The sequence below is a fragment of the Bacillus sp. TE8-1 genome (genome assembly GCF_008368855.1).
GTDB classification, from domain to species: Bacteria; Bacillota; Bacilli; order Bacillales; family Bacillaceae_G; genus Bacillus_A; species Bacillus_A cereus.
Window position 1 is genome coordinate 1 of record NZ_QPET01000059.1, and the last position, 5,408, is coordinate 5,408.

The window sequence follows — 5,408 nt, forward strand, 5'->3', positions numbered from 1 at the left end:
CCTCTAAAGTATAATCGTCAACACCTTTTTATAAAGAACTTCAATTTAATATTTTTATGCTCTTTTAACTAAATACGTCTCTATAGGATTTCATTATCGGAGTACACCTTCTGCTTCTCTTTAATTTGTTTTTCCAAATATATTCGAGTTAATTTGAACTCTAGACTTAACTTGTGTGGACGTTTTCCTCCAACAAAACTAGCAACCTTATTTTAACAAATACTAGTATATAATTAGAGAGTTGTTGTACTATCAATAAAACTCTATTAGAAGCAGGTGAAGATATGAAAGATATACGTATCCTTATAGCAGACGACGATAAAGAAATCCGAAATTTATTAAAAATATATTTAGAACGAGAATTATACATGGTAGACACTGCAATCAACGGCGAAGAAGCCTTACATTTATTTAATCAAAATAACTATAACCTCGTTATATTAGATCTTATGATGCCCAAAATAGATGGAATCGAGGTATGTAAAAAACTTAGAGATAAAACTAACATACCTATATTAATGCTCACCGCTAAAGATCACGAAGTTGATAAAATTTTAGGTTTAAGCATTGGTGCTGATGATTATATTACGAAACCTTTCAGCATTCACGAAGTAATTGCACGAGTAAAAGCTCTTATGCGGCGTTTTTTAGTTCTCGGAAGTAACAATACTGCTCAAGAAAAAACAACTTTATCTTTTAAAGGACTAACTATCAATTTAAATACATACACAGTTCATACAAACAAAGAAGAAATTAGCTTAACCGGAAAAGAACTGGAACTGTTAAAATTCTTTACTTCAAACCCAGGGCAAGTATTTACAAAAACACAGCTCTTCCGAAATGTGTGGGACGATAATTATATAGAAGATGACAATACCGTTATGGTACATATTCGAAAACTCAGAAAGAAAATAGAAATTGACCCTTCCAATCCAAAATTCATTCAGACTATATGGGGAATTGGTTATAAGTTTGTAGGTGAAAAGCTTGAAGACTGATAAAACCCTCTTCCTGATTTCATTACAACTTATCATTTGCGGGATTTTAAACATACAAATGGATCCAAAAATAAAAATGTCTTTATTTATTATCCTTATCTTAATTACAATTTATCTCTTCTTTTCAAGAATACAATTCATTCAACATCGCAAAGCAATGGATACTAAATTAAGTCGTATACTAAAAGGAAACTTACAAACGAGATTATTCACAAGCAATGACCACTCATTACATAATATCGTTTTTTCAATAAACGAGCTAATAGGTAAATTAGAGCAGGTTCAAATTGAAGCCAAAAGATCCGAGGAATCCAGAAAACAACTTTTGTCTAGTATCTCCCACGATATACGAACACCACTCACCTCCATTATCGGATATATAGATGCTTTGAAAGACGGAGTTGCTGCTTCTGAAATAGAAAAACAAGAATATCTTAAAATACTCTATATGAAATCAAATAACTTAAAGCACCTAGTTGATGAAATATTCAATATGGCGAAGCTAGACGCTAATGAATTTCCACTAAAAGAAGAAGAACTCGACTTTTCTGAAGTTACTAGAGAAGTTTTGATTGAATTTTTACCTGAGCTCTCAAAACATAACATCGAACTGCAAATTCTCATACCAGAATCTACTTGTCCTATCATCGCAGATCATCTAAGCATTATGCGGATTATCGGTAATTTAATGAAAAATGCAATTTATTACGGAAAGGATGGGAAAACAATAGGAGTCGAATTGCTAGAAGCTGATGCAGAATACGAACTTCATATTTGGGATCAAGGCCCTGGTATTCCAAAACATGATTTACAAAACGTATTTGAGCGAATGTACCGAAGCGAACAATCAAGAAACTCTTCATTTGGTGGTAGCGGTCTCGGGCTTTCTATTTCCAAAGCGCTTGTTGAGAAAAACGGTGGACATATATGGGTTGAAAGTACTCCATGGAAACGAACTACTTTTGGCTTTTCTATTCCAAAGCACAATACTTTTAAGAAATAGTTAAGAAATGATTAATATGCAGTTAAGCCTTCCTTTTTATGATGTAAGTAAGAACTTATAGAAAGCAGGTGTCTCCTATAAATACAATTATAAAAACGACTAACCTTACTAAAGTATATGGCAATCAAAAATCAGTAGATAATTTAAATATTAATGTTCAACAAGGGGAGATTTATGGCTTCATAGGCCGCAACGGTGCTGGTAAAACAACAACCATTCGTATGCTACTTAGTCTTATAAAGCCTACAAGTGGAACGATTGAAATATTCGGAGAGAACTTATTCCAAAATCAAAAAGATATTTTAAGCAGAATTGGTTCTATAGTTGAAGTTCCAGGATTTTATGAAAACTTAACTGCAAAAGAAAACCTATTAATTAATGCAAAGATAATTGGGGTTCACAAAAAGAATGCTATCGAAGAAGCATTAGAAATAGTAGGCTTGCAGCATGAGACAAAAAAGTTAGTAGGAAAGTATTCTTTAGGAATGAAGCAACGCTTAGGAATTGCACGTGCTCTTCTCCATTATCCTGAGCTACTCATATTAGATGAACCAACTAACGGACTAGACCCTATTGGTATTAAAGAAATGCGAAAACTTATTCATTCTTTAGCTCAAGAAAGAAATATAACAATACTCATTTCTAGTCACATATTAGCCGAGGTAGAACAGTTAGTCGATCGTATCGGAATTATTCATGAAGGAAAGTTACTAGAAGAAGTTTCTCTTGATACGCTGCGCAAGGCAAACCGTAAGTACATAGAGTTTCAAGTGAATAATGACGATAAAGCTGTGATGTTATTAGAAAATCATCTTCAAATTTTTGATTATGAAGTACATGATGAAGGAAATATTCGTATTTACTCTCATTTTGGACAACAAGGATACATAAACAGAACGTTTGTTCTTAATGATATTGAAGTATTAAAAATGATGATAAGCGAAGATAGACTAGAAGATTATTTCACCAAACTAGTTGGAGGTGGAACAATTGGTTAATCTACTCTATACAGAACTCTTAAAGCTAAAACGCTCTAATATGTTTTTAATTAGCATTATTGGTGCTGGTGTCGCACCTTTCTTAGTTGTAGTAGCCTCTTATATACATATAAAAACAAAACAGCCAACTCCAACTATTTGGTTCCATCAATTATTCACTGACGTTAACTTATATACTACTTTAGTTATAGGATTCCCCTTATATGGAGTAGTGGTTGCTTATTTGCTTACCCGCGAATATACAGAAGATACACTGAAAAATTTACTAACTATCCCCGTGTCGCGCATTAGCTTTATTATAAGTAAATTCATCATTCTCTTTCTTTGGATTATGATGCTAACTTTAGTCGCTTGGGCACTTACTTTAATATTAGGGCTATTGGGGAACTTCCCTGGTTTTAACATTTCTTTACTTTTAGGTTCTTTCCTAGAATTTTTAATATGTGGTGGACTTCTCTTTCTATTGTCTTCACCTATTGTGCTACTAACTCTTGTAATGAAGAGCTATGTACCACCCATTATATTAACAGTCATTATTACAATGACTAATCTTATGCTCGTAAACTCCAAGCATAAAGATTTATTTCCGTGGACCGCTACTCTAGATATCGCAAATAACGAATTACAACCGACATATCCACCAGAGTATTCTTATATCATCATTGCAGTAACGACAATTTCCGGATTTATTGCAACACTATTCTATTTTAAAAAAGTAGACATTCATTAATGTATAGGAGTGAAACTATGAGCGATATCATTATTGCCTTCATACTCGGTATTGTAGAAGGATTAGCTGAATTTTTACCTATATCTTCTACTGGTCACCTTATATTAGTCGGGCATTTATTAGGCTTTGAGGGAGAAAGAGCAAAAACGTTTGAAATTGTTATTCAGCTAGGCGCAATTTTAGCTATTGCAATTTTATATCATAAACGTCTCGTTTCTTTATGTAATATTAAACCTCTTATACAGAAAGAAAAAAAATTCAATGCGTTCCATGTATTTCTTGGCGTATTTCCGGCAGTGGTTGCTGGTTTGCTACTACATGATATTATTAAAACATACTTATTCCAGCCATACACTGTTGTGATTGGACTTGTAGCAGGGGCAATTCTTATGATCTTTGCAGAAGTAAAAAAGAAAGAGGCAGCAGCCTATTCACTGGACGATTTAACATACCGCCAAGCTTTAACAATCGGATTATTTCAGTGCTTAGCGGTATACCCTGGCTTCTCTAGAGCTGGCTCTACTATCTCTGGAGGTCTATTAGCAAAAGTAAATTATAAGACTGCATCTGAATTCTCTTTTCTAATAGCTCTTCCTGTAATGATTGGGGCGACAGGCTTAGACTTACTAAAAAGTTGGAAGTATTTAAGTGTCGATGACATCCCTATGTTTGCGGTAGGATTCATTACCTCTTTTATAGTAGCGATGCTAGCGGTAGTAACTTTTCTAAAGCTTTTAGAGAAGATAGGTTTAAAACCTTTTGCATACTATCGTATTTTGTTGGCTATCTTATTTACGCTTTTCGTATTGCTATAGATTCATATAAGTCACATATTATTAAACTGATATTCAATTTAGAATATCGGTTTTTTTATCTATTTTAACTCTAGTATTACTCACTTCAATATGGCATAGTGATAATAAACTACCATTCATAATCTGAACGTTCTTTAAGTAACTATATCCTTTATCATAAAATGCAATTAGAAATTTAAAGATCCCATATATGTACAGAACATATTTACAAATTATATTCACTCCACATAGTATCTTTTTAATTTGCAACACACTAATACAAATTAAAAATGAGTACAAAGGCATAACAAATAAGTAAATTTCCTAGGAATTATAAAGAGACTAAATATTAATTAGAGTGAGGTGACGATAAAAATGAATCAATTAGCACAGACATATTGGGATACTTATTGGAGAAACAACAAAAAAACAGAATCTGTTACAGCTTGGCAATTTGGGGATGCCCCTAATTATCTTGCACAACTAGTAATTGACGGTATTAAAACAGCTACATGCTCCGGTCACATTTTTTATGAATTAGAACATGAATCGCTACCGACTACTAATGATTATAGTATTATACTCAATAGTAATGATGAACCTGTAGCTATTATTAAGACAATAGAAGTAACTGTAACACCAATGAATGAAGTAAGCGAAGAATTCGCTATCGCTGAAGGCGAAGGAGATCGTACTTATAATTACTGGAGAGACACCCATGTTCGTTTTTTTACAAAGGAACTAAATGAGCTTGGTCTTAATTTCTCTGAAGATATGTTACTCGTCTGTGAGCGTTTTGAACTTGTTAATGTGAACAATAAAGTGAAATTTTAATAAACTGAGATTTACCAGCCATTCTTATTTTTATAAAACACAAAAAAGACG

Annotated in this window: 6 protein-coding genes; all 6 read left to right on the top strand. The window is 33.0% G+C overall.

The genetic code is table 11. The features are described from left to right. The first annotated feature begins 284 nt into the window (after positions 1-284). The 6 genes from DN404_RS30200 to DN404_RS30230 all read left to right on the top strand — a co-directional run bounded on the left by DN404_RS30200 (position 285) and on the right by DN404_RS30230 (position 5,357). On the top strand, positions 285-998 hold the full coding sequence (locus DN404_RS30200) for a response regulator transcription factor (protein ID WP_000651995.1): 714 nt from the start codon (positions 285-287) through the stop codon (positions 996-998). After that, the gene (locus DN404_RS30205; RefSeq protein ID WP_006921271.1) at positions 988-2,001 is read left to right on the top strand and encodes a sensor histidine kinase; all 1,014 of its coding nucleotides are present in this window, start codon (positions 988-990) and stop codon (positions 1,999-2,001) included. The genes DN404_RS30200 and DN404_RS30205 overlap by 11 nt, the downstream gene beginning before the upstream one ends. 68 nt (positions 2,002-2,069) lie before the next feature. After that, positions 2,070-2,999, top strand: coding sequence for an ABC transporter ATP-binding protein (locus DN404_RS30210; RefSeq protein WP_000074581.1), 930 nt, complete (start codon positions 2,070-2,072; stop codon positions 2,997-2,999). Further along, on the top strand, positions 2,992-3,729 hold the full coding sequence (locus tag DN404_RS30215; RefSeq protein WP_000247719.1) for an ABC transporter permease: 738 nt from the start codon (positions 2,992-2,994) through the stop codon (positions 3,727-3,729). Before DN404_RS30210 ends, DN404_RS30215 begins: the two co-directional genes overlap by 8 nt. Positions 3,730-3,746: 17 nt before the next feature. Continuing rightward, entirely contained in the window at positions 3,747-4,544 is a 798-nt protein-coding gene (gene uppP, locus DN404_RS30220; RefSeq protein ID WP_001279957.1) for an undecaprenyl-diphosphate phosphatase UppP, read from the top strand. A 354-nt stretch (positions 4,545-4,898) separates the two neighbouring features. Further along, positions 4,899-5,357, top strand: a complete 459-nt coding sequence (locus tag DN404_RS30230; protein WP_149215873.1) for an ASCH domain-containing protein — start codon at positions 4,899-4,901, stop codon at positions 5,355-5,357. Positions 5,358-5,408 lie beyond the last annotated feature (51 nt).

What these genes read in the sequence shown, in the direction of transcription:
- DN404_RS30200 (WP_000651995.1), top strand. Translation starts at nt 285, where the DNA reads ATGAAAGATATACGTATCCTTATAGCAGACGACGATAAAGAAATCCGA.
- uppP (WP_001279957.1), top strand. Translation starts at nt 3,747, where the DNA reads ATGAGCGATATCATTATTGCCTTCATACTCGGTATTGTAGAAGGATTA.
- DN404_RS30230 (WP_149215873.1), top strand. Translation starts at nt 4,899, where the DNA reads ATGAATCAATTAGCACAGACATATTGGGATACTTATTGGAGAAACAAC.